25 protein-coding genes and 1 tRNA gene are annotated in these 26,469 nt (G+C 64.1%); 13 read left to right on the top strand and 13 right to left on the bottom strand.

Features of this window, described 5'->3' with window-relative positions:
• Window positions 1–25: 25 nt before the first annotated feature.
• Window positions 26–1,228, bottom strand: a complete 1,203-nt coding sequence (locus GMOLON4_RS15730; RefSeq protein ID WP_084147298.1) for a sensor histidine kinase — start codon at window positions 1,226–1,228, stop codon at window positions 26–28.
• 185 nt (window positions 1,229–1,413) lie between these two features.
• Between GMOLON4_RS15730 and phoU the strand changes: the two genes are divergently transcribed.
• Window positions 1,414–2,079: a phosphate signaling complex protein PhoU gene (gene phoU, locus GMOLON4_RS15725; RefSeq protein WP_026935843.1), complete on the top strand. Its 666-nt coding sequence runs from the start codon at window positions 1,414–1,416 to the stop codon at window positions 2,077–2,079.
• A gap of 94 nt (window positions 2,080–2,173) precedes the next feature.
• On the opposite strand, the gene GMOLON4_RS15720 is transcribed toward phoU, so the two are convergent.
• The 8 genes from GMOLON4_RS15720 to GMOLON4_RS15685 all read right to left on the bottom strand — a co-directional run bounded on the left by GMOLON4_RS15720 (window position 2,174) and on the right by GMOLON4_RS15685 (window position 9,068).
• On the bottom strand, window positions 2,174–2,929 hold the full coding sequence (locus GMOLON4_RS15720) for a phosphoglyceromutase (RefSeq protein ID WP_026935844.1): 756 nt from the start codon (window positions 2,927–2,929) through the stop codon (window positions 2,174–2,176).
• Between the two features lie 64 nt (window positions 2,930–2,993).
• Window positions 2,994–3,614 carry a response regulator transcription factor gene (locus GMOLON4_RS15715; protein ID WP_026935845.1) on the bottom strand — a complete coding sequence of 207 codons (621 nt, stop codon included), beginning with the start codon at window positions 3,612–3,614 and terminating at the stop codon, window positions 2,994–2,996.
• A complete protein-coding gene (locus GMOLON4_RS15710) occupies window positions 3,611–4,777 on the bottom strand; it encodes a sensor histidine kinase (protein ID WP_051266014.1) in 1,167 nt (388 codons plus the stop codon). Before GMOLON4_RS15710 ends, GMOLON4_RS15715 begins: the two co-directional genes overlap by 4 nt.
• A 9-nt stretch (window positions 4,778–4,786) precedes the next feature.
• Window positions 4,787–5,614 carry an ABC transporter permease gene (locus GMOLON4_RS15705; RefSeq protein ID WP_245575336.1) on the bottom strand — a complete coding sequence of 276 codons (828 nt, stop codon included), beginning with the start codon at window positions 5,612–5,614 and terminating at the stop codon, window positions 4,787–4,789.
• On the bottom strand, window positions 5,611–6,516 hold the full coding sequence (locus tag GMOLON4_RS15700; protein ID WP_026935847.1) for an ABC transporter ATP-binding protein: 906 nt from the start codon (window positions 6,514–6,516) through the stop codon (window positions 5,611–5,613). Before GMOLON4_RS15700 ends, GMOLON4_RS15705 begins: the two co-directional genes overlap by 4 nt.
• 179 nt (window positions 6,517–6,695) lie before the next feature.
• On the bottom strand, window positions 6,696–7,874 hold the full coding sequence (gene ygfZ, locus GMOLON4_RS15695) for a CAF17-like 4Fe-4S cluster assembly/insertion protein YgfZ (RefSeq protein WP_245575337.1): 1,179 nt from the start codon (window positions 7,872–7,874) through the stop codon (window positions 6,696–6,698).
• A 74-nt stretch (window positions 7,875–7,948) separates the two neighbouring features.
• Entirely contained in the window at window positions 7,949–8,566 is a 618-nt protein-coding gene (locus GMOLON4_RS15690) for an FABP family protein (protein WP_026935849.1), read from the bottom strand.
• 223 nt (window positions 8,567–8,789) lie between these two features.
• Window positions 8,790–9,068: a hypothetical protein gene (locus GMOLON4_RS15685; protein ID WP_146137429.1), complete on the bottom strand. Its 279-nt coding sequence runs from the start codon at window positions 9,066–9,068 to the stop codon at window positions 8,790–8,792.
• A gap of 98 nt (window positions 9,069–9,166) precedes the next feature.
• On the opposite strand from GMOLON4_RS15685, the gene mshD reads away from it, so the two are divergent.
• From mshD to pstB, 7 genes are all read left to right on the top strand, one after another.
• Window positions 9,167–10,039 (top strand): mycothiol synthase, encoded by an 873-nt coding sequence (gene mshD / locus GMOLON4_RS15680; RefSeq protein WP_051266017.1) that lies wholly within the window; start codon window positions 9,167–9,169, stop codon window positions 10,037–10,039.
• 119 nt (window positions 10,040–10,158) lie between these two features.
• Window positions 10,159–12,273, top strand: coding sequence for an RNA degradosome polyphosphate kinase (locus GMOLON4_RS15675; protein ID WP_051266019.1), 2,115 nt, complete (start codon window positions 10,159–10,161; stop codon window positions 12,271–12,273).
• 24 nt (window positions 12,274–12,297) lie between these two features.
• Window positions 12,298–13,245, top strand: coding sequence for an NUDIX hydrolase (locus GMOLON4_RS15670; protein WP_026935851.1), 948 nt, complete (start codon window positions 12,298–12,300; stop codon window positions 13,243–13,245).
• A gap of 149 nt (window positions 13,246–13,394) precedes the next feature.
• Window positions 13,395–14,519 (top strand): phosphate ABC transporter substrate-binding protein PstS, encoded by a 1,125-nt coding sequence (gene pstS, locus GMOLON4_RS15665; protein WP_026935852.1) that lies wholly within the window; start codon window positions 13,395–13,397, stop codon window positions 14,517–14,519.
• A gap of 160 nt (window positions 14,520–14,679) precedes the next feature.
• Entirely contained in the window at window positions 14,680–15,651 is a 972-nt protein-coding gene (gene pstC, locus GMOLON4_RS15660; RefSeq protein ID WP_026935853.1) for a phosphate ABC transporter permease subunit PstC, read from the top strand.
• Between the two features lie 10 nt (window positions 15,652–15,661).
• Window positions 15,662–16,807 carry a phosphate ABC transporter permease PstA gene (gene pstA / locus GMOLON4_RS15655; protein ID WP_026935854.1) on the top strand — a complete coding sequence of 382 codons (1,146 nt, stop codon included), beginning with the start codon at window positions 15,662–15,664 and terminating at the stop codon, window positions 16,805–16,807.
• 35 nt (window positions 16,808–16,842) lie between these two features.
• Entirely contained in the window at window positions 16,843–17,622 is a 780-nt protein-coding gene (gene pstB / locus GMOLON4_RS15650; RefSeq protein ID WP_026935855.1) for a phosphate ABC transporter ATP-binding protein PstB, read from the top strand.
• Here pstB and GMOLON4_RS15645 read toward each other — a convergent pair.
• Window positions 17,619–19,763 (bottom strand): YhgE/Pip domain-containing protein, encoded by a 2,145-nt coding sequence (locus tag GMOLON4_RS15645; RefSeq protein WP_026935856.1) that lies wholly within the window; start codon window positions 19,761–19,763, stop codon window positions 17,619–17,621. The two genes, pstB and GMOLON4_RS15645, sit on opposite strands and share 4 nt — an antisense overlap.
• Window positions 19,764–19,962: 199 nt before the next feature.
• Window positions 19,963–20,625 carry a TetR/AcrR family transcriptional regulator gene (locus GMOLON4_RS15640; protein ID WP_026935857.1) on the bottom strand — a complete coding sequence of 221 codons (663 nt, stop codon included), beginning with the start codon at window positions 20,623–20,625 and terminating at the stop codon, window positions 19,963–19,965.
• A gap of 155 nt (window positions 20,626–20,780) precedes the next feature.
• On the opposite strand from GMOLON4_RS15640, the gene GMOLON4_RS15635 reads away from it, so the two are divergent.
• Window positions 20,781–22,382, top strand: coding sequence for a LysM peptidoglycan-binding domain-containing protein (locus GMOLON4_RS15635; protein ID WP_026935858.1), 1,602 nt, complete (start codon window positions 20,781–20,783; stop codon window positions 22,380–22,382).
• Between the two features lie 272 nt (window positions 22,383–22,654).
• Here the strand turns inward: GMOLON4_RS15635 and GMOLON4_RS15630 are convergent, their stop codons facing one another.
• Complete coding sequence (locus GMOLON4_RS15630) at window positions 22,655–23,281, bottom strand: DNA-directed RNA polymerase subunit beta (protein ID WP_181244083.1); 627 nt, start codon at window positions 23,279–23,281, stop codon at window positions 22,655–22,657.
• A gap of 140 nt (window positions 23,282–23,421) precedes the next feature.
• Between GMOLON4_RS15630 and GMOLON4_RS15625 the strand changes: the two genes are divergently transcribed.
• The 4 genes from GMOLON4_RS15625 (at window position 23,422) to trhA (ending at window position 25,738) form a co-directional block, all read left to right on the top strand.
• Window positions 23,422–24,153: a hypothetical protein gene (locus GMOLON4_RS15625; protein ID WP_026935860.1), complete on the top strand. Its 732-nt coding sequence runs from the start codon at window positions 23,422–23,424 to the stop codon at window positions 24,151–24,153.
• 10 nt (window positions 24,154–24,163) lie between these two features.
• Window positions 24,164–24,237, top strand: a tRNA-Lys gene (locus GMOLON4_RS15620).
• Between the two features lie 434 nt (window positions 24,238–24,671).
• The gene (locus GMOLON4_RS15615) at window positions 24,672–24,917 is read left to right on the top strand and encodes a PspC domain-containing protein (protein ID WP_026935861.1); all 246 of its coding nucleotides are present in this window, start codon (window positions 24,672–24,674) and stop codon (window positions 24,915–24,917) included.
• A gap of 41 nt (window positions 24,918–24,958) precedes the next feature.
• Window positions 24,959–25,738 carry a PAQR family membrane homeostasis protein TrhA gene (trhA, locus tag GMOLON4_RS15610; RefSeq protein WP_084147301.1) on the top strand — a complete coding sequence of 260 codons (780 nt, stop codon included), beginning with the start codon at window positions 24,959–24,961 and terminating at the stop codon, window positions 25,736–25,738.
• A gap of 9 nt (window positions 25,739–25,747) precedes the next feature.
• Here trhA and GMOLON4_RS15605 read toward each other — a convergent pair whose 3' ends face one another.
• On the bottom strand, window positions 25,748–26,434 hold the full coding sequence (locus GMOLON4_RS15605) for a DNA alkylation repair protein (RefSeq protein ID WP_026935863.1): 687 nt from the start codon (window positions 26,432–26,434) through the stop codon (window positions 25,748–25,750).
• Between the last annotated feature and the right edge of the window lie 35 nt (window positions 26,435–26,469).

Here is a 26,469-nt window from a genome sequence, read left to right as displayed (position 1 = left end):
AACGAATGGTGAACGGACGGAGTCTTTAGCGCCGATCAGACGAATTCTTCGGGAGCTGAATCGCCGCGGTCTGTTGCGATTCATGCAGCGCACTCGCCTGCCGGGTCGGTTCGAGTAGCGGCAGCCGGACGGTGAAGGTCGATCCCTGACCGGGCTTCGACCACACCTGAATCTCGCCGCCGTGGTTCTCGACGATGTGCCGCACGATGCTCAGTCCGAGACCCGTGCCGCCGGTATTGCGCGAGCGCGCAGCATCCACCCGGTAGAAGCGCTCGAAGATCCGCTGTTGATCTTCCTGGCTGATGCCGATCCCCTGGTCGGCCACCGAGATTTCGATGGCGTCGTCGGCGATGCGCATCCCGAGGCCCACGCTCGAATTCTCGGGAGAGTAGGTAATGGCATTCGTGATCAGGTTCTGCACACACATCAGCAGGAACGACTCATCGCCCCAGACCTGCGCGTTCGACACCGTCTTGGCACGCACCCGGATGTTCTTGGCATTTGCGGGGACCTGAGTCAGGTCGATCGCCTGCTGCACGACGTCGGACATGTCCACGACCTCAGCGTTTTCGAGGGTGTCCATGGCTTGCAAGCGGCTCAGGTCGATGAGCTCACGCGTCAGGCGACCCAGTCGATCGCTTTCGATGAGCATCCGGCCCGCGAAATAGCGCACCTGCTCGGTGTCGTCCGCCGCTTCCTGCACCGCCTCGGCGAGCAGCGTGATCGCTCCGATCGGGGTCTTCAGCTCGTGCGATACGTTGGCCACGAAATCGCGGCGAACGGCCTCGACCCGAACCGACTCGGTCACGTCCTGGGCCAACGTCAGGATGAATCTGGGCGCGAGACGCGTCGAGCGGAGGCGGTACTCGAGCCCCGCTGAACCGAACGGTCCGCGCGGCACTTTCTTCGTCGCCTCGACCGGATGCTCACTCTCCCAGGCTTTCGCCGCAACCGGCACGATGGTCGAGGCGAGCCGCCCGTTGCGGGTCACAAGCCCCGCGTTAGTCGCGCCAAAACTCGCCCGGATCACCTGATGCGAGGGATCGGACACGATCGCGATCTGCGGGAGTGCGGCGAGAACCTCTTCGACGTCTTTGGATAGCGCGGGCTGGGAGCTCGCGGCCGCCTCCGAGCGCGCACGTTGAATGACATAGACCAACGTCGCGATGACGAGACCGACCACAATGCCCAGACCAACACTTGCATAAATGGCCGCTGTCGAAGTCATAACGCAACTCTAGATGAGGGCCACGCCCGCCGATTGCCGTACGAAGGTTAACGAGTGGTTACCGCCCGGACACCGTGAGGAAAGCTCCCGCGCGTACGTTCTCACACTGATACATTCCCGGTTCTTCACCGCTAGGGTTCAAGGAAGCTGTTAAGTTCCACCCAGCAAATATCTAAAGGATGCCAATGCGCGAAGTATTCCAGCAAGAACTTGCCGACGTTCAGTCCGGCCTCGTTGCAATTTCAAAGGATGTGCACTCGGCAATTACGCGTGCGACCGCGGCTTTCAACCACTCGGATGTGGGGCTCGCCGACCAGGTCATCAGTGATGACCTCAAGATCGACGAGTCGACGCTCCGAGTCGACGACCTCGGCGTGGAGATCCTCCTCATGCAGTCGCCCGTAGCGCGCGACCTGCGCTTCATCGTCGCGACCATGCGAATCACCGCTGCCCTCGAGCGTATGGGTGACCTCGCCGCCCACATCGCTCAGCTCGCCCGCCTCCGCTACCCCGAGGCCTCGGCACCCGCGGACCTCCGCGACCGGTTCACCCGCGTCGGCGAGCTCGACGTCGCTCAGGCCGAGCGCGTTGTCCGCCTGCTCGAGACCGAAGAGTCGGACCTCATCGACGAAATCATCGAAGCAGACGACGCGGTCGACGCCATCCACAAGGAGGTGCTCGAGTTTCTCACCCAGCACGAGCAGGCTGGCGACATCCCCGCATCCCAGATCGTTGACGCGACCCTCGCGAACCGCTACTTCGAGCGCTTCTCGGACCACGCGGTGAGCATCGCCCGCCGCATGCGCTACATGCAGGAAGGCTCAATCGAGGACATCGAGCCGGGCGAGTAGTCACTCGACGCTCCGTCGACACACGTAGAACGCCCCAGCCAATTGGCTGGGGCGTTCTACGTTGCTAGCTAGGGTGGTGCTTGTACTTCAGTGGCTACTTCTTCTCGCCCTGGCTCGCGACGGCTGCGGCGCCGGCCGCGGCAGCCTCGGGGTCGAGGTACGCTGCAGGCTCGACCGGCTGGAGCGTCTCCGCGTCGAGCTTGTACACGAGCGGAATACCGGTAGGGATGTTGAGGCTCGAGATGTCGTCGTCTGAAATGCCGTCGAGGTGCTTCACGAGTGCGCGCAGCGAGTTGCCGTGCGCCGCCACGAGGACGGTCTTGCCAGCGCGAAGATCCTGCGAAATGTCAGACTCCCAGTACGGCAGCAGGCGCTCGAGCACGTCCTTGAGGCACTCGGTGCGGGGCAGCTCGTCGCCAAGGCCGGCGTAGCGCGGGTCGTTCACCTGCGACCACTCGCTGTCATCGGCGAGCTGCGGCGGCGGTGTGTCGTAGGAACGGCGCCAGGTCATGAATTGCTCTTCGCCGAACTCATCGCGGATCTGGGCCTTGTCCTTGCCCTGCAGGGCGCCGTAGTGGCGTTCGTTGAGTCGCCAGTCGCGCTTGACGTCGATCCAGCCGCGGCCTGCGGTCTTGAGCGCGATGTTCGCGGTATCAATCGCGCGGGTGAGTCGGGAGGTGTAGAGGATGTCCGGGGCGAGACCCGCTTCGCGCAGGAGCTCCCCAGCACGAACCGCTTCGGCACGGCCCTTTTCAGTCAGGTCTACGTCCACCCATCCGGTGAACAGGTTCTTTTCATTCCATTCGCTCTGGCCGTGGCGAACCAGGATGAGCGTCAGCGGTGCGTTCATGCCACCAGCTTAGACGGCACTAGGTAAATGAATTCCTCGGAAGCGAGGGCCGAACTCCCCGGCCCTATTCGAGCAGCCAGCCGCGTTCGAGCGCGATGTGGACGGCCTCCGCGCGGTTCGCCGCCCCGGTCTTGCCCATCGCCGAGGAGAGGTGATTGCGCACGGTTCCGCCCGAGAGCATGAGCTTCTTGGCGATCTCTCGCACCGAGCTGCCGTCGCGCGCAGCGTTCAGCACATCCATCTCCCTGCCCGTCAGCGGATTCACCCCGAAATCAAGTGTCTCGGCGGCGAGCGCGGGATCGACCACGCGCTCTCCCCGGAAGACGGCACGCACCGCATCCGCGAGCTGTTCGGCGGGAGTGTCCTTGACCACGAATCCCGCCGCCCCGGCCGCCATGGCACGCCGGAGGTACCCGGGCCGACCGAACGTGGTGACGATGAGGGCACGGGTGGGGATCCCCGCGTCACGGAGCGCCTCGGCAACGTCGATACCGTTCGCCCCCGGCATCTCGATATCGAGCAGCGCAACATCGACGTCAAATTCGCGCACGAGCGCGAGCACCTCGTCCCCGCGCCCCGCTTGCGCTACCACCTCGAGATCGGGCTCCATCGACAGGAGGGCGGCGAGCGCTCCTCGCACGAGGTCCTGGTCGTCAGCAATCAGAATGCGAATGGTATCGGTCACGCGAACCTCACCTCCAGCGTCGTTCCCCGGCCATCCACGCCCTCGAGCGTCAGTTTCCCTCCCGCATCTTCGGTCCTCCGTCGGAGCCCCGAGAGCCCGTTACCCTCGGCCGCCGCCATGCCGATGCCATCGTCGTGAACCACGAGCGCATGTCGCGACAGCGTCACGGTGCACGTGGTTGCCCCGGAATGCCGCACGATATTGGTCACGCCCTCGCGAATCGCCCACGCGAAGAGCGCTCGGTGTTCGACCGCCACGTCGTCGCTGCTGCCGCGAACGACGAGGCGGATGTCCTTCGTCGCGAGTGCCGTCTTGGCCGCGGCCAGCTGCGCTGCGAGCTCGGGAGTACGCAGTCGGCCGACGGTGGCCCGCACCTCGTCGAGCGCGGTCTGGGTGTGCGCGAGCACCTCATCCAGTTCGGTTTCCGCCCGCGCCGGATCTTCGCGAAGGGTGCGTCTCGCGAGCTGCGTTTTCAGCGCGATCACGGTGAGCGTGTGGCCCAGGATGTCGTGCACGTCGCGAGACACCTCTGCGCGCTCCTGCACCGCGGCGAGCTCGACCCGAGTGCGTTCTTCCGTCGCGGTCCACGCGAACACCAGGCGCACGATCACGACGAAGCTATTCGCGATCACGGGCCCCGTCACAGCACCGAAGTCGACATGTCCGAGGATGAGCCATACGAGCCCCCCTGTCACCACGGCCACCAGCGCGAACCAGACCAACCCCGGCCGCAGCGGTAAGAGGAACAGGCCGTATCCCGCGAAATAGGGCGAGAGCGCAAACACGTTGAGGCCCAGAGCGGGCAGCATCAGCGCCGCCAGTGCGACAAGCGCCAGCAGAATCAACACGAACCATCCCCAGCGCGGCCAAGGATTCGACTCGCTCAGCATTTCCTCGCGGGGAACGAACACGAAGCCGCAGAGGTAGACCGCGCCGAAGGCAGCAAGCGCTCCGTATGCGATCCAGTCCCAGAACGGCCCCGCATCGGAGGTGAGAGCGACAAGAATGGCCGGGATAGCAAGAAAGACGAGCCAGACGCTCGAATAACGAAGGCTGGCGAGGCGAGCATTGCGCTGCTCACCCCGCTCAGTCTCCGTGACCCGTGTCGCGCCGGCTGTCGCACCGCGTGTTGCGCCCGGTGTCATGCCCGGTGTCGTGCCCATATCGCCAATCTAACGTCGCGAGGTGCCCCGACGCGCCCCGATCAGGGCGACGACACCAAAGATCGCCGACCACACCGCGATATTCAGCAGTGGCTGCCACAGCGCGTATTCGATCACGCCGCTGGCCGCATCCGGGTCCATCCCCATCCCCTCGTTGAGCGGCCACAGAGCGAGCTGCATGACGCCCCAAACCGGGGTGAACGGCGCAAGATCGAGGAGGAAGCCCGACAGCGGCACGAACGCGTTTCCGAGGAACATCAGGATGACAATCAGCCCGCTTGACGCGCCAACCGCACTTTCACTGCGGAAGAAGAGCCCGAACGCGAGTCCGTAGAGGGCAAATACGATGCCGCCCACGAGGATGAGCGGGGCGGTGGCAGGCCACAGCCAGCCGTCCATCCGCGCGTTAAGCAGAACGCCCGCAAGGTAGACCGACAGGATGGGGAGGACCGCGAGCGCGAGCGCGACGATCGTCTTGCTCAGCACGTAACCGCCACGAGTAAATGGCGTGAGCCCGAGCTGCCGCCCCCAGCCCTGTTGGAGCTCGACGGCCGCGGTGCCTGCCAGTCCCGAGGTCGCCATAACCGCGCCGTAGGCCGCCATCGCCACCATGATCTGGGCCGAAACGTTACCGCGACCATTCCACAGCTCAATTTCCGAGTAGGACTGCATGCCGCCGAAGATCACGAACATCGCGACCGGGAGGCCGACGATGAAAACGAGGTTGCCGTACATGCGTACGTTTCGCCGTAAATCGAACCCGGTGTAGGCCAGGTTCACCGTCCGTGAGAGATTGTTCGGCGTGGATGCGCGGCTCGTTGTGGGTGCGCTGCTCATGATCGTGCTTCTTCCGTGGTGAGGTTGGTGAATACGCTGTCGAGGCCTGCCGCGGTGATTTCGAGGTTTCGGGCGCTGGTGTTCAGGAGGAATCGCGCGGCAGTGTCCGAGTCACTCGTCACAAATTGGATGCGCGACCCGGAGCGCTTCAGTTCCTCGGTGCCCGGAATTCCCGCGAGATCGGCGTCGGAGGCATCCGGCCACTCGACGGAGACATGCTTTCTTCCCGTCAGCGCGCGGATCTGTGCGACCGGGCCGTCGGCGACGATGACCCCGTGGTGCACCATCACGATTCGCTCGGCGAAGTCATCCGCTTCTTGGAGATAGTGCGTCGCGAAGATGATCGTGCGACCGTCGCGCGCCTCTTTGCTCATGGTGGCCCAGAAGTCCCGCCGCGCGTTGACGTCCATCCCGGCGGTTGGTTCGTCGAGCACGAGCAGTTCCGGTTCGGGCAAGAGCGCGAGCGCGAAGCGCAGGCGCTGCTGCTCGCCGCCCGAGCACTTGGACACTCGGCGATTCGCGAGCTCGCGGATTCCCGCCCGTTTCATGGCCTCTTCGGGCGCGAGGGAGTGTGGGTAGAGGTGCGAAATCATCCGGACCGTCTCCCCCACCGTGAGGTCGCCGAGGAGGCCGCCCGATTGCAGCACCGCGGCGATCTGGCCCGCGGCCACGGCGTCGCCCGGCGAGGCGCCGAAGAGCGAGATTTCGCCCTTTGTCGGTGTGGTGAGGCCCAGGATCATGTCGAGCAGCGTGGTCTTGCCCGCGCCATTGCTGCCCAGGAGCGCGATAATTTCGCCGCGGTGGATTGTGAGGTCGACACCGGCAACGGCGTGGACGGGGTTTGGCCCCGTGCCGTTGAACGCCTTCTCGACTGAGGTGACTTGGACGACTGGCGTGTTCATACCTCAAGCATGGCCCGCGGATGCCATGTTTGCCTCGGCCAAATGTCATGGAAACCGCATGACATTTGGCCCGCACTTTGCTCATTTCGATGCGCGCCCTGCGGGCGCTACTCAACGAGCGAAAGCGCGCACGCGCCTTGAGTAGTCGCGAAGCGACGTATCGAAAGGCGGCGCCGACGCTACTTGCGGCGCAGGCCTCGCGGGATGCTCACGGCGCGCCCCGATTCGGGGCTCACGATCACGGTCTGGAAGGCCGCGAGCCGCTCGATCGGTGACTCCTCGACCGCATCCGGCTGCACGTCCTCGACGGGCGAAACGTTTTCGCTGAGTTCAACGACGAGCTCGGCCGTCGGGTCCACGGCGCGCTTTAGCAGCGCGAGCGCAATTGGCCCCGACTCGTAGTGCATGACGGCGCTCGTCACCCGCCCGACCGGCTTCCCATCGGGGTCGCTCCCGAGGTGCACGAGCGCGCCCTTCGCGGGCAGCCGCCCGTCCGTGCCCTCGAGGTCGAGCTGCACGAGCCGACGTGGCGGGTGGCCGAGGTTGTGGACCTTCGCGATGGTTTCCTGGCCGCGATAGCAGCCCTTATTCAGATGCACGGCAGAGCGCAAGAGGTCGAGCTCGTGTGGGATGATCCGATCGTCGAACTCGTACGCCTGCCGCGGCCGCCATGCTGCAACCCGCAGGCCGTTGAGCGCCATCGCTCCGGCGGCCTCGAGCTCGCCCGATCGCACCCGTTCGACGAGCGCCTCGCGACCTGCCGCATCCACAAGGTGCAGCGACAGCCCGAAATCGTGACCGGGATGCTCGGCCGGGTCGATCGCGGCGTAGCTCACGGCACCCTCGACTCCGGTGGTCCACGGGTCGTGCCACACGAGCGGCACGCCACCCGGGGCGACTGCCCCGAGGTCCTGCGCGCCAAGCGTCCCGATCGCGAAGAGATCCGCCGAGCGATCCGTGACGACCACGCGCATCCGGAAGCGCATCTTGTGCAGCCATTCGGCGAGCCCCGCAGCGAGATCGGGCTCGGAAATGAGCCACGTGGAGGCGCCATCGTCAAGCATGCCGAAGGCGAACTCGATCCGCCCTTGGGGGCTCAAGAGCAGGTTTTCCGCGCTTTCGCCGGGCTGGATGTTCGCGATCGACTGGGTCGTGAGCGAGTCGATCCACGTGAGCCGGTCTTCGCCCGACACCTCGATGATGCCGAGGTGCGAGCAGTCGACGATCGCGAGCCCGCGGGCAAGCTGTCGCTGTTCGCGAAGCGGTGTTCCGCCGTAGTGTGCGGCGACGCCCGCATCTGGTGCGGCCGCGGCAACCGCGCCAGGCAGCCCGAGGAAGGGGGATTCGGAAATCTTCACAGCCACACTCTCAATCTGCGCCCGACCCGCGGGCGCCTACTTGCGCTCAGCTCGCTGTGGGCTCGACACTACGCTCAGCTCGCTGCTGGCTCGACGCGCGCGAGCTCAGCGGATGCGTGCGTCGCGAGCTCCTGGCCGAGCGCCTTAATGTTCCAGAGCCAGAACATCTTGCCGTTGACAAGACCATACATGCGCGTCGCGGCCCGATAGTCTTCCGCGTTCTTCGAGCTCAGGATGCCATCGGTGGCCAGATCGACGCGCGGCCCGCGAATAACGCCGTAGTAGTGCTCGGCCACCCCGGTCGGATGGACGAGCGAGACCTCAAGATCGAAGCCGTCTTGATCATTGCGAAGCGTTTCGACGGCATCCGCATTATTAAACGTCGGCGGCTCGGTCGGTGGCAAGAAGCCCGGCCCAACGTCGCCCGCGTCTCGCGGACGCGACAGTCGCCAGAACCCCGTCTCGGAAGTCAGCGGCGACGCCTCGTCCGTCTCTTCGTCAAGCAGCCAGACGTTGGACTGGTACTCGAGGAACGGAAGGTCGTCATGCCGGAACGTGACTCGCTGGCGAAAGGGATGCTTGCGCATCTCGCCATCGACGGCGTATTCGACCATGCCCGTGCCCTCCCACGTACCGATGAGCCAATACATCGGCACGAGTTCGGGCTGCAGGCCGACCGGGATCTCAATCATGCGAGGCGAATACCAAGGGAAACTCCCCGGGCAGTGAGGCTAGGCCTGGCCCTTGAAGAGTCGGCGAAGAACGACGACGGCCGTACCGAGGATGCCAACCATGGCGGCACCGAGAAGGCCCATGAACAGGATCTCGAAAAACATTTCCATGGCCACCACCTTACCCGGATTTCGCGGAAGGTTTGCGCGTGCCCGTGCCGTAGCCCGCGCGGCAGCTCGAGCGCTAGAGCGTAATGACCGCGTGCCCGCCGAGGAGGAAAAACACGAGTGACGCGATGGCGAGAATCACTGCGGCACCGCTCAGGCTCAGCGACATACGGTGGATGAATCCTCGCGGCTCGGCGCTCCCGAGCTGAATGAGTGCCGTGGCGAATACGAGCATCAGCATGGCGATCGGCACCCACGCGAGTTGGCGATCCGGATCCGCGAGCAACCCGATGCCCACAGCAGCGACCGCTGCCGCGAGCCAGATCACACCAATGCTCAGCCGTTCGCGGGTCATTCGACCAGTATGCCGCATCGGAGCCATTGTGGATGCGCTCCTTTGTAAGGTTGGGAGCGAACGTCCCAGCGCAGGGATGTCGACGAGAGGATGCGGCAATGCCTGTAAAAGCAGTAGACGGCGGAACGATCACCCGCGAGTTCCCGGAATTCGCCCGAGCGGTCGAGCTGACGGATGGCGTGGCCGCGTTTAACGAGGACACGGCGCTCAACCTCGACAAGCGCGAGGCCCACACGATCGAGATCGAAGACCAGCTTGCCGCATTGGCACTGAGCCACCGACTCGAGGACGGGACACTCGAGAGCGAGCTGGCCGTGCATCCTCAACTTCGCGGCCGCGGCCTCGGCAGCCAGTTGCTGCAGACTCTCCGCAATTACGCGCGCGAAAGCGGCAATGGCGCGCTCCAGCTTTGGGCGCACGGCAACCTCCCCGGCGCTCAACAGCTCGCGGGCGCGCAGGGCTTCGCGAATGTCCGAACGCTGTACCAGCTCGAGAAACCGCTCAACGAGGACATCGCCGAGCCAACGCTCGAAAACGGCGAACGCATCCGCCCCTTCGAGCGGGCGCGGGACGGCGAAGACTGGATCGCGCTGAACGCACAGGTATTCGCGACTCACCCCGAGCAGGGCGCACTGCAGTTGGCAGATCTCGACGCGCGCATCGCTCAAGACTGGTTCGACACGGAGAACTTTCTCATCCTCGAATCGGAGCGCGGCGAGATGCTGGGCTACAACTGGCTCAAGGTCACTCCGGAGGAGGGCGAGATTTACGTCATCGGTGTCGCTGCAAAGGCAGCGGGTCACGGCTACGGTACGGCGCTCATGCAGGCTGGTGAGCGCCGCCTTCGCGAGCGCGGTGTAGCGACAGTCGCGCTCTACGTGGACGGTGAGAATGAACGCGCCGTCGCCCTCTACCGCCGTCTCGGCTATTCCGAGCGAACGGTCGACGTGCAGTACCGCGCCAACCGTTAATCTGCATCCGCTATTCCAGAGTCTGTGAACTACTCGCGACTTAGTCGAGAATAGGGTCCGCATTCGTGTCATTGCCAACCTTCACGCCAACTCGTCGCGTGCTTGAAAGGATCCCCGCCATGGACCAGGCCTCGATCACCCCCGTCACCGAATTTGGGCTAGACCGCTACATTGACCGCGAGCTCAGCTGGCTCGCCTTCAACCAGCGCGTCCTCGAGCTCGGTGAAGCGGCGGAGGTACCTCTGCTCGAACGAACCAACTTCCTCGCCATCTTCCCCTCGAACCTCGACGAGTGGTTCATGGTGCGTGTCGCGGGCCTCAAGCGCCGCATTGACACCGGGCTCGACCAGCCCACTCCCGCGGGTGTGCCCGCACGCGAGATCCTGCGCCAGATTCGATCCAAGGCACGCGACCTGCAACTGCGTCACGCGCGGGTGTTCAGCAACGAGGTTCGCCCGGCGCTCGCGAACGAGGGAATCCACATCCTCGGTTGGGATGAGCTCGACGGCAGCCAGCAGGAGCGTCTGACCGATATCTTCTCGACGCAGATCTTCCCGGTCCTCATGCCGCTCGCGGTCGACCCCGCCCACCCGTTCCCCTATATTTCGGGCCTGTCGCTCAACTTCTCCGTGCGGGTGAAGAACCCGCTCAGCGGCAAGATCGAATTCGCCCGCCTCAAGGTGCCGCCGGTGCTCCCCCGTCTCTACGAGCTCGACGCGCCCGATGGTGAGACCTGGTACATCCTGCTCGAGGACCTCATCGCCCAGCACCTCGACTCGCTGTTCCCCGGCATGGAGGTCGTGGACCACCACGCCTTCCGCGTGACCCGTAACGAGGACATGCTGATCGAAGAGGACGAGACGGAGAACCTGCTGCAGGCGCTCGAGAAGGAGCTCCTGCGCCGCCGCTTTGGTCCGCCAATCCGGCTCGAGGCCTCGGACGACATGGACGACGAGACGCTCGAGATCCTCAAGGCCGAGCTCGACATCACCAATGACGAGGTCACGATCCTCCCCGGCCCGCTCGACCTCAGCGCGCTCTTCGCGCTGGGGAAGGTCAACCGCCCCGACCTGAAGTACACGCCGCAGATCCCCGTTACCGTCGCGGAGTTCCGCACCTCGGACTCCGACGAAGAGCCCGACATCTTCCGCGCGATCGCCGAGCGTGACGTCCTTGTGCACCACCCGTACGAATCGTTCTCGACGAGCGTGCAGGCATTCATCGAGCAGGCCGCCAACGACCCCGACGTGCTCGCGATCAAGCAGACGCTGTACCGCACATCGGGTGACTCCCCGATCATCGCGTCGCTGATCAAGGCAGCGGAGTCGGGCAAGCAGGTCCTCGCCCTCGTCGAGATCAAGGCCCGCTTCGACGAGCAGAACAACATCGTCTGGGCGCGCAAGCTCGAAAAGGCTGGCGTGCACGTTGTCTACGGTCTCGTCGGGCTCAAGACGCACTGCAAGCTGCTGCAGGTGATTCGCAAGGAGGAAGGCCACCTCCACATCTACAACCACATCGGCACGGGTAACTACAACCCGAAGACCTCGCGCATCTACGAGGACCTCGGGCTCTTCACCGATGACGAAGAGGTCTCGGGCGACATCACCCGCCTGTTCAACCAGCTCTCGGGGTATGCGATCGAGCGCGACTTCAAGCGCCTCCTCGTCGCGCCCCTGCACCTGCGCCCGGGCCTGCTCCAACTCATCCGCAACGAACGCGACGCCGCGCTTCGGGGAGAGCCCAGCCGCATCCGCATCAAGGTCAACTCGATGGTGGATGAGGAGCTGACGGACGCGCTCTACGAAGCAAGCCAGGCGGGCGTGCCGGTCGACATCTGGGTCCGCGGTATCTGCAGCGTGCGCCCCGGCGTCCCTGGCCTGAGCGAGAACATCCGCGTCCGCTCCGTCGTTGGTCGCAACCTCGAGCACTCGCGCCTGTTCAGCTTTCACAACGGCGGCGACACGCAGATCTACATCGGCTCGGCGGACATGATGCACCGCAACCTCGACCGTCGTATCGAGGCCCTCGTCCGGCTGACGGACCCGGACCACCTCCGGACCGTCACGGAGCTGTTCGACCTCGGTATGTCCGATGATTCCGCGACCTGGCACCTCAACTCGGACGAGACTTGGACGCGTCACCACGTCAGCGACCAGGGCGAGCCGCTCACCGACGTCCACAACGAGGTCATGCGCCGCACCGCCGCACGTCCGCGCCGGTACACGCTCCGCTAGTCACCGCGCTGCAATAATCACAGGGTGACTTCCTCGCAGACCCACGACTCCCCCGTCTACGCCGCCGGCGCGCTCGTCTGGCGGCAAGACGGGGATGAGATCGAAACGCTCGTCATCCACCGCTCCTTCCACGGCGACTACTCGCTGCCAAAGGGGAAGGTGGATGACGATGAAACGCTCCCGGAGACAGCGGCCCGGGAGGTGTGGGAGGAGACCGGCTTCCGCGTGGCACTCGGCGTGCCGCTGAGCCTCGTCGAATACGAGCTTCCGGGCGGCCGACCAAAGGAGGTCCACTACTGGGCCTGCGAGGTAACTCGCGACCAGTGGGAAGGCCACAAGTTCGAGCCGAATGACGAGGTCGATCGGCTCGAATGGATGTCGCTTGATCGTGCCGAACAAGAGCTCACCTATGTGCGCGATCGTGAACTTATCGGCGAGTTTCGCGAGCTCGCCCGCCTTGGCCGGGCACGCACCTTTCCCGTGATTCTGCTTCGGCACGCTAAGGCGGTCGCGAGCCACGCGTGGACCGGCGAGGATGAGACCCGGCCGTTGACCGCGCGTGGCCAGGCACAGTCGGCGCAGATCGTTCCCATCCTCGAGTCCTACGCCCCTGTGGCTCTCGTCACCTCGACGGCGGTCCGGTGCCGAGCCACCGTCGCACCATTCGCGCAAGCCGCGGCGATCGTACCGGAGAGCACCCGAATCCTGTCGCAGTCGGCGGCGCCGCTTGACGGCGAAATACGCGACCTCGTGGCCGAGGCCATCGCACCCGGCGTCGGTACCGTCTTCTGCAGTCACTCCCCGGTCATGCCTGAGCTCGTCGCTGCCGTGGCCCAACTCACCCGCACATCCGCGCACGATTTGGCGAGGCGAGCGCTGCTCTCAACCGCCGAGGCATCGATCTTTCACGTGAGGAAGGCCGACCTCGGTCTCGAATTAGTTGCGGCCGAAACATTTGGCCCGCTGATTTAGGGCCCGAGTCCCATGGAAATATAAGGAAGTTCCGCCCGCCGTTTACCCTGCGTTCACCTTTTAAGCGCCCGCGCGTCACCCTCTCCCCATAAATTCGCTCCCGAATCCAATCAGATTCTCAGCAACGTTTCTTAATGGAGGAAACTTTAATGAAGCTTTCGCGCGTTGGCACCTCGGTTGCCATGACCGCCATTGCCGCACTCGCACTCGCTGGCTGCGCCGGCGGTGGCGACACGGCCTCGACCACTGACCCCGCCTCGGGTGCTACCGACGGCGCTGCCGCTTCGGGTAGCCTCTCTGGCGAGCTCAACGCCACCGGCGCATCGTCGCAGGAACTCGCTCAGCTCAACGGCTGGGTTCCCGGATTCAAGGCCGTTGAGGCCGACGTCACCGTCAACTACACCGCTACCGGTTCGGGTACCGGCCGCGACAACTTCGTCGCCGGCACCTCGGACTTCATCGGTTCGGACCGCGCGTTCAAGCTCGACGAGATCGAGTCGGAGACCTTCCCGCTCTGCGCCGAGGGCACCGACCTGGTCGAGTTCCCCGCATACATCTCGCCGATCGCGGTTGCCTACAACCTCCCCTCGGTTGACGCACTGAACCTCGACGCAACCGTCATCTCGCAGATCTTCGCTGGCGAGATCACCACCTGGAACGACCCGGCCATCGCCGAGCTGAACCCGGACACCGAACTCCCCGACACCGCGATCAACGCGGTACACCGCGGTGACGCTTCGGGTACGACCGGTAACTTCCTCTCCTACCTCGAGTCCGCAGCTCCCGAGGCGTGGACCTTCGGCACCGAGGACGAGTTCCCGGCCGACCTCGGTGGCGAGGCTGCACAGCAGACCGCCGGCGTTGCTGCCGCTATCTCGGCTGGTGAAGGTTCGATCGGCTACCTCGACGCTTCGCAGGCTGCCGACCTTCAGGTTGCTGCAATCAAGTCGGGTGAAGGCTTCGTTGAGTACACCCCTGAGGCCGCTGCAGCAGTTGTTGCTGGCTCGCCGCTCGAAGAGGGTCGCGCCGAGACCGACGTCGTCTACGACCTCGACTACACCGGCGTTGAGGGTGGCTACCCGATCGTTCTCGTCTCGTACCTCGTCGGCTGCCACGACTACCAGGACGACGCGAAGGCTGAGCTCGTCAAGGCGTACTTCAGCTACGTTGTCAGCGCCGAGGGTCAGGATGCAGCCGTTGCTGCAGCCCAGAACGCTCCGCTCTCGGACGAACTGCGTACGCAGGTTCAGACCGCGATCGACGCGATCCAGTAGTAGGACTACCTCGCAGTCCTGGAGTTTCCACTGAACAGGGACTCCATCCGTGCCCGGTGCCGAGCGAATTCCGCCGGTACCGGGCATCGTGAGTTTTACCACCCATTTGTTCACCTACCGGTGAGCAATTCCCACCCCGTACTTTAGGAAGGCTTGTCCGATGACGAGTACTGACTCCGTGACGAAAACTCCCGAGGCGCCCAAATCGTCTCGGTCCTCCGTTCGGCGCATCGGTGACACCGTATTCCAGACCATTTCGACGACATCCGGCTCACTGATCCTCGCGATTCTCGCCGCGGTGTTCATCTTTCTCCTTGCCCAGGGCCTTCCCGCCATCGTGACGCCGGTGGACACAGAAAGCCACTCGGACACCTTCCGCGCGAACAACGGTAACTTCTGGGGCTACATCGGACCGCTTGTCTTCGGTACGATCTGGTCCTCGCTGCTTGCCATGCTGATCGCAATCCCCGTTGGCCTCTCCGTCGCGCTGTTCATCAGCCACTTCTCGGACAAGAAGTTCCAGGGTGCATTCGGCTTCGTGATCGACATGCTCGCGGCCGTGCCTTCCGTAGTCTTCGGTCTCTGGGGCATCCTGGTGTTCGCACCAATCGCCGGCCCGCTCTACCAGTGGCTGGGCACTTACCTGCAGTGGTTCCCACTCTTCTCGGGTACCCCGCTCGCGAGTGGCCGCAACATGATGACCGCGGTGATTGTCCTCGCGATCATGATCCTGCCGATCATCACGTCGCTCACCCGCGAAATCTTCCTCCAGACCCCGCGTCTTCACGAGGAAGCCTCGCTGGCACTTGGCGCCACGCGCTGGGAAATGGTGCAGCAGGCGGTCTTCCCCTACGCACGATCCGGTATCTTCGCATCCTCCATCCTGGCCCTCGGCCGAGCCCTCGGCGAGACGATGGCCGTGGCAATGGTGCTCTCCGCGTCCGGCCTCGTGACGTTCCAGCTGCTGACCTCGCAAAACTCGCAAACCATCGCGGGACAGATCGCGAACCAGTACCCGGAGGCCTCCGGAATGAACTCGAACACCCTCATCGCAGGTGGTCTCGTGTTGTTCGCGATCACGCTCGCGGTCAACTCGATCGGCCGCTGGATCATCGCGAAGACGAAGAAGTAGGGACAAGGACATGACTACTACTACGCAGACTTCTTCTCAGACGGCCAAGCGCACGGACAGTGCGCTCACCGCCGGGCAGCTCCAGCCCTGGCATGGCCCGGCGATTCTCATCGCCTCGTTCGCCGTATCGTTCGTACTGTTCTTGATCATCTGGCTGTCGACTGGCGAACCATTCCTCACGGTCGTGGAGCGCAGCGGTAAGGTCACAATCAATTTCAACTGGGGTGGCTGGCTCGCACTCGGTGCGGTGCTCTACCTCATTGCTATCTGGTCGATCTCGCGCGCCGTGGAAGGCCCCCGCCAGGCAACAAACCGCCTCGTCACTGGCGGCGTTACGACGGCCTTCGTCCTTGCGATGATCCCGCTGCTGTCACTCCTGTTCACGCTCGTCGTCAACGGTTGGGAAGGTGTGACCTCGGCCAACTTCTTCACGAACGACGCAGCGACGCCTGGCCAGCGCGGTGCGCTCCACGCAATTGTCGGTACTCTACTGATCACGCTGGCGACCAGCATCATCGCAGTCCCGATCGGTATCTTTACCGCGATCTACCTCGTCGAATACGGCAACGGCAACTGGCTGTCGAAGGCAATCAACTTCTTTGTCGACGTCATGACGGGTATTCCGTCGATCGTTGCCGGTCTGTTCGCGTTCGCCCTGTTCATGATGGTGACGCAGGCCACGGGCGGTGACACGACGCGCGTGAACTCCGGTTTCGCGGGTGCGATCGCGCTCCTCGTGCTGATGATCCCGACCGTCGTTCGATCCGCTGAAGAGATGCTCCGCCTCGTGCCGATGGACCTCCGTGAAGCGTCCTACGCACTCGGCGTGACGAAGTGGCGCACTATCGCAAAGATCGTGCTCCCCACCGCTCTTGCCGGCCTCGTTACCGGTGTGCTGCTCGCAATCGCGCGTGTCATCGGTGAAACCGCGCCGCTCATGGTCGCGGCGGGTATGACGATCAACATGAACGCAAACCTCTTCTCGGGCCAGATGTCGGCGCTACCGACCTTCGTGTACCAGCAGTGGAAGTTTGGTACCGCCGAGGGTGAAATGCTCGCTTGGGGTGGCGCGCTCATGCTCCTTATCATCGTCATTCTCTTCAACGTCGTGGGCCGTCTGGTCTCCCACTTCTTCTCGCCGAAGGGCGACCGCTAGGTCGGCCGGGGCACATCACAGCAAAGGAAAAATCAGTGGCTAAGCGCATTGAGATCAAAGACCTCAACATTTACTACGACAAGTTCAAGGCTGTAGAAGGCGTGAACATGGTCATCGAGCCCAAATCGGTTACCGCGTTCATCGGCCCGTCGGGTTGTGGCAAGTCGACCGTGCTCCGCACCCTCAACCGCATGCACGAGGTCATCCCCCGCGCATGGGTGGACGGCGAAGTGCTCCTCGACGGCGACGACCTCTACGGCAAGAACGTTGACCCCGTGAACGTCCGCCGCCAGGTCGGCATGGTGTTCCAGCGCGCGAACCCGTTCCCCACGATGTCGATCAAGGAGAACGTGCTCGCGGGCGTCAAGCTGAACAACAAGCGCATCAGCAGCTCGGAGGCGAACGAACTCGTCGAGAACTCGCTCCGCGGCGCAAACCTCTGGGAAGAGGTCAAGGACCGCCTCGACGCCCCGGGCGGTGGCCTCTCGGGTGGTCAGCAGCAGCGTCTGTGCATCGCTCGCGCGATCGCCGTGAAGCCTGACGTACTCCTCATGGACGAGCCCTGCTCGGCGCTCGACCCGATCTCGACCCTCGCGATCGAGGACCTCATCCACGAGCTCAAGCGTGAGTACACGATCGTGATCGTGACCCACAACATGCAGCAGGCAACGCGCGTCTCGGACCGCACCGGCTTCTTCAACATCGCGGGTACCGGTAAGCCGGGCAAGCTCATCGAGTTCGATGACACTCGCACGATCTTCGAGAACCCGTCGAACGAGCAGACGCAGGACTACGTGACCGGCCGCTTCGGCTAGACCGTGAGTTCGCCTTGAGGGCTGGCGCTCGCCGAGTCCTTCACAGCTGGGGACGTAACCTTCGGGTTGCTTCCCCAGCTCGTTTTCCCGTCCTTGACACGCTTCAGCATGATCGCGAGTGTCGTCATCGCGAGCGCCACTGCCAGCCACACAAGTAGCTGTGTCACGGCGTCAGCAACACCGATGCTGCCGCCCGCGATCAGCGACCGGAACGCATCCACCGCGTACGGCAGCGGCAGCCACGGGTTCAACGCTTGAAAGAGCTCGGGGGCAGTTTCGACGGGATAGGTCGCGCCCGCCGAGGCGAGCTGCAGCACGATCAGGATGAGCGCGAAATATCGGCCTGGAGCGCCCAGTAACGCGATCAGCGCCTGATTGATCGCGATGAAGGTCACGCTCGCAAGCAGCATCATGCTGAGCAGTCCAGCGGGGTTCGCGTACTCGACCCCAACGAGGCCGTGGATCGCCACGAAGAGGAGGATGCTTTGACCGACCGCCATGGCGGCGCCGGGCAGGAAGCTGCGCAGCGCATCCACGAAGGACGGCCCACTCCCCTTCGCCCGTGCGAGGGGTTCGTTCATGAGGTAGAAGCCGATCCCGCCGACCCACAGCCCGAGCGCCATGAAGTACGGCGCCATGCCGTCGCCGTTTCTCGCAACCTCGTTTCGGCGCAGCTCGTCGAATTGCACGGGATCAGCCGCGACCTCGCTGAGCTGGTCCGACTCCGAGTCGGAGTACGTCGGCACCTGTTCGGCACCGTCTTCGAGACCGGTCGCAAGCTCGTCGCTGCCGCCCACCAGCTGGATGAGGCCATCGGCGAGTGACGCCGAGCCATCCGCAGCGCCCACGGTGCCGTCCGAAAGTTGCTGCGCGCCATCCCGAACCTGGATCGCCCCGTCGTACAGCGTGCCGGTGCCGTCGGCGAGGTCGGAAATGCCGTTCGCGAGATCCCCCGATTTATCGGCGAGGGTGTCGGCGCCACCCGCAAGTTCGCTCGTGCCATCGGCCAGGTCGGCCGCGCCCGTTGCGACCTGCTGCGCGCCATCGTTGAGGTCGTGGATGCTGGTGCTGAGGTTCCCGAGCTGATCGACGCCCGAGAGATCGGTCTGTCCCATGCTCGCCAGCGCGCCATCGAGGCCGTCCCGGACCGCGCCCGCGTCGGTCGAGAGCTGCTCGACGAGCTGCCGTTTTTCGTCGTCGCCGAGTGCATCCCAGTTGGCGAGGAGGTCATCGGCGCTGGTTGCAACGCCACTCGCGCCGTCCGTCAGCGTGCTCGCGTCCTCCGAGAGCGTGGCCACGCTTTGCGCGAGCGGCGATACTGCCTCGTTCACGGCATCCACCGCGTCGGCGAGCTGCTGGGTCCCGTCCGCGACTTGGCTTGCGCCGTCGCGGAGCTGCTCCGCGCCCGTATTCACGACGCCCGCACCATCTGCGAGCTGCACCGCACCGTCGTGCAATGCGGATCCGCCATCGGCGAGCGTCTGCGCTCCACTATCGATTTGCTCCGCGCCGTCGGCGAGCGCTACCGTCCCGTCCGCGAGATCCGCGCTCCCGGTCACGAGTTGGTCCAAGCCCATGTTGAGCTGGCCCGCGCCGTCGCTCGCCTCCGACGTGCCATCGGCGAGTTGCGTCGCGCCGTCTGCGGCGTTCGCGAAGCCATCGTGGGCGCTGTTGAAGCCCGCGTAAATATTGCCGAGGTACTCCTCGGATACCTGTGTTGCGAGGGTGTCCGCCACAGTTGTACCGAGCTGCTTCGCGATCGTGCCCGCGAACATGTTTGCCCCGTCATTCGTTTCAATCTTCAGCTTCGCGGGCGTGGGGTGATCGCCCGCCACCGACAGCGCATCCGACGAGAAGCTGCGCGGGATCGTCAGTACCGCATACACCTCGCCAGAGTCGAGTGCCGCGGATGCTTCCTCGGCGCCGTACTCGCGCCAGACGAAGTTGTTCTTCGCGGTGCTGCTCACGAGTTCGTCGGTCAGCGTAGCCCCGATATCGAGCTTCGTGCCGTTGGCGCTCGCCGCGACGTCTTGATTCACGACCGCGGCGGGGACATTGTCGAGCCGGTTTATCGGGTCGCTGAACGAGCTGGTGAGGAGTGACGCGTAGATGACCGGAATGGTCACGAGCCCGATGAGCACGATGACCTTCCAAATCCGGCTTTTCCGCTTTCCCCGGGAGTCCCCGGGTGTCGGCGCTTCAGTGTGAGACGAAGTCATGGTTGAGTCTGCGATTCTCTCGGTTGCTGCCGAGGTGAATGTATGTGGGTGGATGCGTCGGTCGGCTGCGTGACGCGACGATCGGCTGCGGTGCGCGGCCAGCGGGAGCGGCCCGCGGCGACTAGGGAAGCCCCTCGCCGCTTCTGGGCGCGGCCGCGCCACTTTCCGTTGACGTCGCGCCGCTCGCGAGCAGGATGTTGGCCGCTAGCCGCTCGACCATTTCGTCGAGGCTGTTGCTCCCGGTGAAGTCGCTCTCGAGCCACGTGACGACGCGCCAGGTGGCCCCGGCACCGAGGAATTCGGCGCGCGCATGTGCCTCTTCGTTCGACACTTTGCGGGTAACGGCGGTGCCGAGCGGCGAGTGGTGTAGGAGCTGGTCGGCGAGGAAGTCGATTACCCCGCGGATTACCCGCGCCGCGGCCGGCCCCCGCAGCACGCGGAGGTAGGTCTCGGCGTCGCTCTGCAGCGCCCCGAGCAGGATGCGCAGCTTGGCCCGCGCGAAATCCTCCCAGGTGCCGCCCAATTCCGCAGCTGCGATGCGCGCAAAGATCGATTCGAGACGGTGGAGCGTCGCCGCACGGATGAGGTCCGGCACGTCCGCGAAGTGTTGATAGAACGTCGGACGGCTCACCTTCGCCGCCTTCACGATCTCGGTAATCGAGACCGCAGCCGGGTCTTCTCCTCGACGCAGCACGGCAAGCATCGCTTGGATGAGCGCGTCGTATGAGCGCGCTGCGCGCGGATCTTGCTGCGGCGTGGTCGAGGAATCGTTGCGAACTGTCACGACACTACTTTACATTCGTAAAATAGATCACGCATCCCCTGCTGCGGTGCGCAGTCTGCTGCAACATCGACGTCCGATCCCGTGCATCCTCGGAAATTCACCGAGATTTCCCACACGACCGGGATATTTTCGCTCGAAGCACCAAGGGGGTTGCCATGTCAGATGCCCACGTTTATGACGAAGCCGAGATTGAATCTTTAGGCGATGCCGACCTGGCACTTGCCGACGACAACGCCGCCGATTCGCGTGTTATCGAACAGGGTCGAGGCCGAGAGCCCGAGGCACGAGCGGCCCGCCTGAACGGGCCGGCTGGCGCGGACAAGCTCTTGGCCTTCGCAACCTATCCCCCGGGTATGTGCCTGGAGGCGGTGAGCAAGGCACTCGGTTCCTATTCCCTCACGAGCGACAAACCGGGGTACTACACATATGCGCTTCGCGTCTATGAGCGAACACCGAAGTCGCGGCTACGCTCCGACAAGCGACCACCCAAGGGAGCCGTCGTCTTCTTCTCGGCGTCGAATAACGGCTACGGCCATATTTGCCTGTCGTACGGTGGCGGCAAGATCGTCTCGACCGATATCCCCCAAAACGGCACCATCGGCGTCACGACCATCGACGCGCTGGCGAGTAAATGGGGTAGGCGATACCTCGGGTGGACCGACTGGATGATGGGGCACGACGTCTTGCTCGAGGCGGCACCAGTGCCGGCACCTAACCCGAAGCCCGTACCGAAGCCGACGCCCGCGTCCAAGTCGAAGCTCCACGGTGTGGATGTCTCCTCGTGGCAGCACCAGCGCGTACTGCGCGATATCGACGAGTATGACTTCGCGATCGTGAAGGCAACCGGCGGACCCTCGTTCGTCTCAAACACGCATACGCAGCAGGTCGCGGATGCCGTTGCCAAGGGACGCCGGGTCGGTCTCTATCATTTCGCCTTGGATGGCTTTGACAACGAAGGCGCGCGCGCCGAGGCAGATCACTTCGCGGCCACCGTACGCCCGCACTTGCGGCACAACCCCGTGCTGGTGCTCGATTGGGAGGCGGATGCCACGCAGCTACCGGTGAGCTGGGCGGCGGACTTCATCAAGCGCGTCCGTGAGAAGACCGGCAAGACATGCGTGTTCTACTCCTACGCGAACTACGTGCAAACGAAAGATCTGAGTTCGATCGTCGATCTCGGCTCGTGGTTGTGGATCGCCGCATACGGCGATGGCTCGCGTCGGCACTTCGGCGCCGCGCCGGGGCGCCCCAAATCGGGGTCGTGGCCAAAGGCCAATATGTTTCAGTTCACCGCCACCGGGCGGCTCAACGGACACGCTGGCGACCTCGACCTCAATGTGTTTTACGGTTCGGCGGCTGACTGGGATGCGTACGCAGGCGGAAAGCCGGCGCCCGCGCCGAAGCCCCCGCAGCCTAAAGACCCAAAGGTCAAGCCCGAGGACGCGACCAGCGCATCCGGTGCGAGCTACACAGTTCGGTCGGGCGATACCCTCACCGCAATTGCGAAGAAGCACGGCACGACCGTGGCCGCGATTCAGGCGGTGAATCCGATCATCAAACACCCGGACCGAATCGATGTCGGCTGGGTGCTGAAACTGCCGAAAGGGAACGCCGCGGTCACCTACGAGGTTCGTAGTGGCGACACGCTCTCCGGCATCGCCGCCGCGCACAGCACGACGGTGAAAGCGATCGTCGCGCTGAATGGGATTGCCAACCCCGACCTGATCTACGTGGGGCAGAAGCTACGCATCCAGTAGCGGCGTTCGGCTCCCGGCCGACTTGGAGAGCCAGCCGACAAAAGAGCCAGGCGATTAAGAGCGCCAGCCGATTAAAGAAAGAGCCAGGCCGCAAAACGCCTCTCGGCGGAAGGCCGCTCGAAGCGGCAAAAATTGGAGCCCGGGGTTATGCGACCTGACTCGTCAAGTGTATTGATTCACCATTCGGATGCAAGTCCCTTCGCCTGTCAGCGAAATTGGGAATATGCATCCGTTCGGCGACGTTTTCCCGCAGACCGGTCGAGCCCGCCGAACTAGTCGAGGAGGCCCCGACGCCAGAGGCGTGCGGAGGCCGAGAGGTCCTTCGCGAAACCGAGATACCGGGCTGAGCGGCGAGTTGCCTTTGCCGCGCGCTCCGGGTTGCTCGTCTCGTAGTCTGCGGCGATGCTCGCCGATCCGAGCGACATGACCGAACAGAAAGCTGCCGCGCGATCGAGCGCATCCTCGAAGTCACCGTGGAAAGCGCCTCGGAAGATCGTCTCGGTGAGCGTGCGGATCTCGAGCGGACCGGTTGGTTCGACGGCACCCGCAACAATGTGGTGGATCGAATTGTCGACGGCGGCACCGCGGCGGTATATGTAGCTCGACGTCTCAGGGTCCTGCGAGATCGCTTCGTGCACGAGGTACAGGCGCCACAGCGACCCAGCGAGCGAGTGTGGGTTGGCGTTCGACCACAGCTCGGCAAGATCGGCCAGGCCGTTCGTGCGTGCGTAACCCACCGTGCGTTCGATCACCTCCGGGTCATCGGCCTCGCGGACGCGATGCAGCAGCGCTTGCGCGGTGTTGCGGGCAAGGCGGGATGCATGGGCTGGGTCTTCGCCCCCGATGAACGAGTCAAATGCCTGGATTGGCATCTTGACCGGTCGATCGAATTTCTCCAATGGTGCCTCCCTTCGAGAGGTGTCGGTTCGGCGGTTTCGATGTTGGTGCGGTCGTCCTAACACAAGTCTGCCGGGGTGCGCTTCGCTTCGCGAGGGCTCCGCGAGAATTCCGCGGAGGGCGCACCGATAAGCTGGTGGGTATGGCATTGCGAAGCTCATCCCCCGACACCCCAAATCACCCGGGCGACCCCGTCGACAATACCCCCGACGCGCAAGACACGCTCAATGCTTCGCCAAGCCAGCGGGCCGTACCCGAGTCCAACGAGAAGCGAATAACCGCGGCCATCCTGACCGTCATCATCATTGGCGCGATGTTTGCGCCGTGGTGGAAGACCTCGGGTGAGCTGCTCCTGCAAACGGACCACCTCAGTGGCTGGGATCTCCTCATTCTTGGGTTCGGTATCGGTGGCTACGCGCCACTCACTGGATTCAGTGCGTTCGGAAACGTGCTCTTTGGTGCGATGACGACCGTTCCCGTTCTGATCGTGGCCGCGCTCCTCATCGTCCGAGTCATCCGGCCCCGCGCGATCCCGGCGCACATCGTCGCGCTCTGGGCGCTGCTCGCCCTCATCACGATCGGCTGGCTGATGGTGGTCGGCTGGGCTCGCCTCAACGCGACGCTCGGTGTGTTCCCAGTGACGTGGGGAGCGCTCATCACCGCGATGGCGATGGCGTTCACCGCCGTCGCTATGTGGAACTGGTGGCGACGTGGCGAACGCGGTATTTTCCCGCGCCGAGGACGCATCCGCCTCACGAGCAAGGAACTCGACGAAGCAGAACCGGTCGAAATCGGCGACCTCATGGACGACCCGTCGGACGACGGTGGGGCGGACTCGTCGAATGGCGACACGAGCGGCGAAAAATCACGCTAATCTAGTGGGCGGGCCTATAGCTCAGTTGGTTAGAGCAACGGACTTTTAATCCGTGGGTCGTGGGTTCGAGCCCCACTGGGCCCACCGTGTGCCGCGAGATTGCAACGATCTTCGCGGCACATCGTCGTTCTAGCCGAGTGAGCGGGCATAGATCGGGCACATTAGTTCTGGTTGGCCGCGTCGTCGCGCTGAGCCAGGTCGACGCACGGCCGAACCATTGCACTGTCGCGCCCGCCCAGGGGGATCGTGACCAACCAGGTTTCTAGGACACCCTGGCGCGTCAGCCTCGCCCTGGTTCGTGTCAACGTCACCTTGGTTCGCCACGGCGGCGCCCTGGTTCGCCACGGCGGCGCCTTGGTTCGTGCCGAGCAAGCCTTGGTTAGCGCCCCGTTTACACGCCGCGGGCAACAAGCACTGAGCGCCATGTCGAGCACAACGCGGAAACGGCGGGTTTTCCCCCGGCAATTCGCGGGCGAGCACGATTCCAACGCTCAGCGTGTCGCCGTAATGTCAAAGACATGAACCTCTTCGATTCCATCCGCAGCATCGGTTTTCGTCGTGGCCCCGAACGAATGGTCGGCGGTATCGCGGGCGGCATTGCACGCGCCTCCGGCCTCAACGTGTGGCTCGTACGCCTGCTCGTCCTCTTGTCGTTCCTACTGCCCGTATTCGGTGTTGGTGCTTACATCGTGGTGTGGGTATTGACACCGTGGGTTGACGACTCGATTCCCCTTGAGCAGTTCTTCGGCGGCCGCAAGCAATGAACCCTGTGTTGACCCGCAATTCGGTGACCTACTCTGACTGAATGACTTCCCCCGGATACGGCCAGACCGACCACGCGCACGACGCTGCCGAGCCGAGTCGCGCATCCAACCCCGATGCCGAACCGGCGGCCGGCCTTCCGGGAATCCCGCTCGTCGCCGAGGCCGCGGAACACGCGCCAGAGGACATCAAGCCGAAGTGGCGCGGGTGGATTCACGCGGGAACGTTCCCGGTAGCGATCGCGGCAGGCATCGTGCTCATCGTGCTCGCCGAGGGACCGGTGGCGAAGTGGTCGTCGGCCGTGTTCATGCTGACTTCGATGCTGCTGTTCGGCGTCTCCGCGCTCTACCACCGCTTCAACTGGAAGCCCAAGACCAAAGCCGTCTTCCGTCGGCTCGATCACGCCAACATCTTCCTGCTGATCGCCGGCACCTACACCCCCATCGCGACGCTCGCGCTACCGCCTGAAAAGGGCGTCATCCTGCTCTGCTTGGTCTGGGCAGGAGCCCTGCTCGGCATCGGGTTCCGTGTCTTCTGGCTGAGCGCGCCCCGCTGGCTCTACGTGCCCCTATACATCCTGCTCGGGTGGGCGGCCGTCATGTACCTCGGCGACCTCGTGCAGGTGAACGTCGCGACGATGGTCCTCGTGATCGTCGGCGGACTGCTCTATACCGCAGGCGCGGTGTTCTATGCGCTGAAGCGACCGAACCCCGCCCCGGGAGTCTTCGGCTTCCACGAGTTGTTCCACACCGCGACCGTGCTCGCGTTCCTGTGCCACTGGGTCGCGGTGTTGCTCCTCGCGATCAGCCCGCCATACAACTAGGCGACGGAGCTAGGACTCCTGCCGCTTCACCATCTCGGTGATCCAGATCGGCGCAAACGGCGAGATGCATCCGGGCGACGTCGGATAATCCTTGAGCACCTCGAGGCGCTCGCCAATGTCGAGTGCCCGCGGGCGCAGATCCTCGTTCGTGATACCGATCTGCGCGAGATTCTCGTTCATTGCCCACTGCAGCCGTTCCGGCGCATCCTTCATCTCGGCCTCGATGGTGTCGAGCATGCCCGTGAGGTCGATCCCGTCCGGGCTGGATGTAATCCGGTTGCTCGTGAGCGCCCACCCGGCGCTGGCGACGACCGGGTCCGAATCTGCGAACCACTGCACGCGCAGAGCCTCGGCATGCTTACTCTTCTTCACCACATAGTTCACGAGCCAGTCGTGCACCTTCGGCGCCAGCGCCTCGCGCAGCATCGCATCGAGCTGCTCCAGCGTGAATTCCTTCGGCCGACAGATGAGCAGCGAAACGAGCCGCGCACCGGTATGCCCGGTCGCCCAGAGCTCAAGCGCGAACTCGTGCTGCGTCTTGAGTCGCTTGGCGATCGCCCGAATTTCGCTGAGCTTCACACCGTGATCGTCGCCGTGCTTCTCATTTACGGCGCGGACTTTCGGGTCTTCGAGGGCCGCGAGCTCGGCCAGCACCTCGTCAACGGTGAGCTGTTCGCCCGGGGTTCTTGTCGCCACGATGGTCTCCGTTCGATTTCGTGAAAGTGAATAGG

The organism is Gulosibacter molinativorax, assembly GCF_003010915.2.
GTDB lineage: Bacteria > Actinomycetota > Actinomycetes > Actinomycetales > Microbacteriaceae > Gulosibacter > Gulosibacter molinativorax.
The sequence above is the reverse complement of the archived record's forward strand: the minus strand, read 5'-3'. Positions and strand labels throughout refer to the sequence as shown.